General features: G+C 63.1%; 2 protein-coding genes. One reads left to right on the forward strand and one right to left on the reverse strand.

What is annotated here, in order from left to right:
• On the reverse strand, positions 1-188 hold a 188-nt coding region (locus GVY42_RS16595; protein WP_236550100.1), incomplete at its 3' end, for a hypothetical protein.
• 319 nt (positions 189-507) lie between these two features.
• Between GVY42_RS16595 and GVY42_RS15090 the strand changes: the two genes are divergently transcribed.
• A complete protein-coding gene (locus GVY42_RS15090; protein WP_159565568.1) occupies positions 508-2,811 on the forward strand; it encodes a SpaA isopeptide-forming pilin-related protein in 2,304 nt (767 codons plus the stop codon).
• Positions 2,812-3,299 lie beyond the last annotated feature (488 nt).

A 3,299-nucleotide genomic window follows, 5' to 3' on the forward strand; every position in this document is an offset into this window, starting at 1 on the left:
TGACGAGGCGACCGAGGGCTGGACGGATCGTGTTGACGCACGAACCATCCGGTTCTGGTGAATTTGATTTTTCGCGCCAAATTCACCTTTATCATAGCGGATTTCACGTGGTTTTTCCAGTCTCCCAGATCGAAAAGTGCGCAAAATCCGAACATTTTTTGTACACTTTCTCGTTTCGGACGACGCATCCGCCCTCGTCTACATACGATCCAACCGACCTTTCGGCCCCTTCGACGAACAGAAGGAGGCCTTTTTGTCATGTCTGCAACTTTCCCGGATACAGGGCCATACATGTCCTGTGTCCACCATTCTATCAATGTTCGCGTGAGAATGACAGATGTCCTGTCACGATCGCCGATCTTCTTTCCTGATCTATCATCTTTACCATCCCATCCTCTGATCGTCCGTCCCCTTGAAGGGGGTGGTGGCTGAAAGCCGACGGTCTGTCGCGTCATCGTCAACGTCCCATTCACGGGCCGGTTGGCCCGACATAAGGAGGAATTCAACTTGTACTCAAACCGAAATCACCCCCCCGCCCCGGGGCGACGGGTGCTGGCCGCCATGCTGGCGTTCCTGCTCGTCTTCTCGGGCGTCCCGGCGAACGCCGCCGGCGCGCTCATCGACAGCGTCACACTGCTGTCTGACGGCGGGCAACCGATCGACACCATCACCCGTGACCAACGCGTCAAGGTGCGCATCGACTGGACCGAGAAGGACGCGGTCAAGGCCGGCGAGTCGCACACCGTGCGACTGCCAGACCAGCTCACCGTCACCGACTTCACGTTTCCTCTAAAGGATGACGCGGGGACGGTCGTCGGGGAAGGCAAGGTCGTCAACCGCGTGCTCACGTTCACGTTCAACGAGACCGCGACCGAGAAGACGAACCTGAGCGGTCACATCATCGTCGAGGGGCAGTTCCACTACCCGTTCTCGAAGACAGACCGATCCGATGCACTCGCGTTCGTCGCCGACGGCGCCGAGAGCACGCACCCGATCACGATCCTCAAGGACGAACCGCTCGACGAGCATCTGTACAAGTGGGCGAGCGCCCAGGTACAGAACGGCAACGAGATCCTCTGGTCGGTCCGGATCAACCAGAACAAGGACGCGCTCAAGGGCGCGAAGGTCGTCGATGTCGTCAAGCCGGGGCACACGCTCATGGCCTCGACGGTCACCGTCGGCACGATCGACACCGACGAGTACGGCTTCTCTGCCAGTGGCGTCAAGCCGGTCCCGGCCAGTGACTACACGCTGACGACGAAACCGGACGGGTTCACGCTCGAGCTCGGCGACATCACGAAGACGTATCTCGTCACCTATCGCACGAAGGCGGACGTCGTCCAGTATGAGTATCGCAACGACGCGACGCTCTCGGCGGACGGTTTCGAGCCGGTGAGCGTCTACAACAAGTACCGCAACTTCGACGGCGGTGGCATCTCGATCGGCTCCACGCCGACGGGCGCGCTCCGCATCCTCAAGGAAGGGGAAGACGCCACGCCCCTCTCGGGCGCCTCGTTCCAGGTGACGGACGTCACCGGCGCGACGCATGACGTCGTGACCGACGCCTCGGGCGTCGCGATCCTCGAGAATCTCCCGGTCGGGAAGGTGGGCGTCGTCGAGACCGGCGCGCCGGAAGGCCACGTCCTCGACAAGACCCCGCATGAGGCGACGGTCGACCGTGACGCCACGGTCGGGATCACCGTCACGAACGACACGATCCGTGGGAAGGTCGTCATCCTGAAGGTCGACGCAGAGACCGGGGAACCGATCCCCGAGACCGAGTTCCTCATCCTCGACGCCGAGGGGACGGAGGTCGCTGAAGGGTTCACCGACGCCGACGGCCGTTACGAGGTCGAGCTCCCGTATGGGCGCTATGAGATCGTCGAGACGAAGCCGGCACCCGGCTATGACGCGATCGACACCCGTTTCTACGCCGACGTCCGCACGGACGGGCAGGTGATCGAGCTCGAGGTCGTCAACGACTACATCTATGGCACGCTCGACGTCCTCAAGACGGACGCCGAGACCGACGAGGCGCTCCCGGGCGCGACGTTCGACATCCTCACGCCGGATGGCGCGGTGTTCCAGACGGTCACGACCGGGGAGGACGGGCACGCCCGTGTCACCCTCCCACATGGCACCTATGAGCTCGTCGAGACCGGCGCACCGGACGGCTACGTCCTCGACGAGGTGGCCATCCCGGTCACGATCGACGAACAGGGTCAGGTCGTCGAGAAGACGGTCACGAACCGCATGATCCGTGGCACGCTGCGCCTGTTCAAACGGGACGCGGAGACCGGTGAAGGGCTTCAAGGCGCGACGTTCCTCGTCCGTGACGCGGACGGCGTCGACGTCGGACGGATCGCGAGCGACAAGGACGGGGTCGCCCTGATCCTGTTGCCCCACGGCACATACACCGTGACCGAGGTCGAGGCGCCGGACGGCTATGTCCTCGACGACACGGAACACGCGTTCACGATCGAGACGGACGACGAGGTCGTCTCCCTCGACATCGACAACGAGGCGGAGCCCGCCCCGGAACCGCCCGCGAAGCCGAGCGAGGTCGTGACCGAGACCGTGACGGAGAAAGTGACCGAGAAGACGGTCGAGAAAGAGAAGATCGTCGAGAAGGAGAAGATCGTCGTCCGTGGCACGTTGACGGCGACACCGGAACCGGCGACGCTCCCGGGCAAACTGCCGAAGACCGGCGAGGAGTGGGTCCGTCTGGCCCAACAGGCCGGGATCGCGCTGGCCGGCGTCGGGCTGTTGCTCCTGCTCTGGCCACGCAAACGGAAGCTGTTCCGTCGCTGACCGGCATATCCGTACACTGACGAAGGAACCAGATGCTGTATCACCGCACGAACGCACGCCACGCCGGACCCCGGTCCGGCGGTCGGATGTGCGGCCTACGACGCATGACCCAAAACACGGACCAATCTCCCGCCCCGGCGGGCGAACCTTGACAATCAGTTCCCCGTGTCTGTACATATCGGCGTGGCGCGACAGGGTGGACCGGTCGTGGCTATACGCACCCGTGCCCCGGGCAAACACCCGGGCACACCCAATGACCACCGGCACGGCGAGTGTCGTCAGGCAAGACCCGTCCCGACGTATCACCGGGCCGGCACCCGAAGACAGCACCACACCGCACGACGTACGACATGAACACGTAGGCCGCACATCCGACCATGGCGACATGGTGACCGGTCCGAGGGCCGGGAACACGTTGGACGAACAGGAAGGAGAGATATGATGAGCAAACCGTTGAGTGAGTACAGGCTGTTCCGACTGCTGAAAGA

Source organism: Exiguobacterium sp. 8A (genome assembly GCF_902506275.1).
GTDB classification, from domain to species: Bacteria; Bacillota; Bacilli; order Exiguobacteriales; family Exiguobacteriaceae; genus Exiguobacterium; species Exiguobacterium profundum.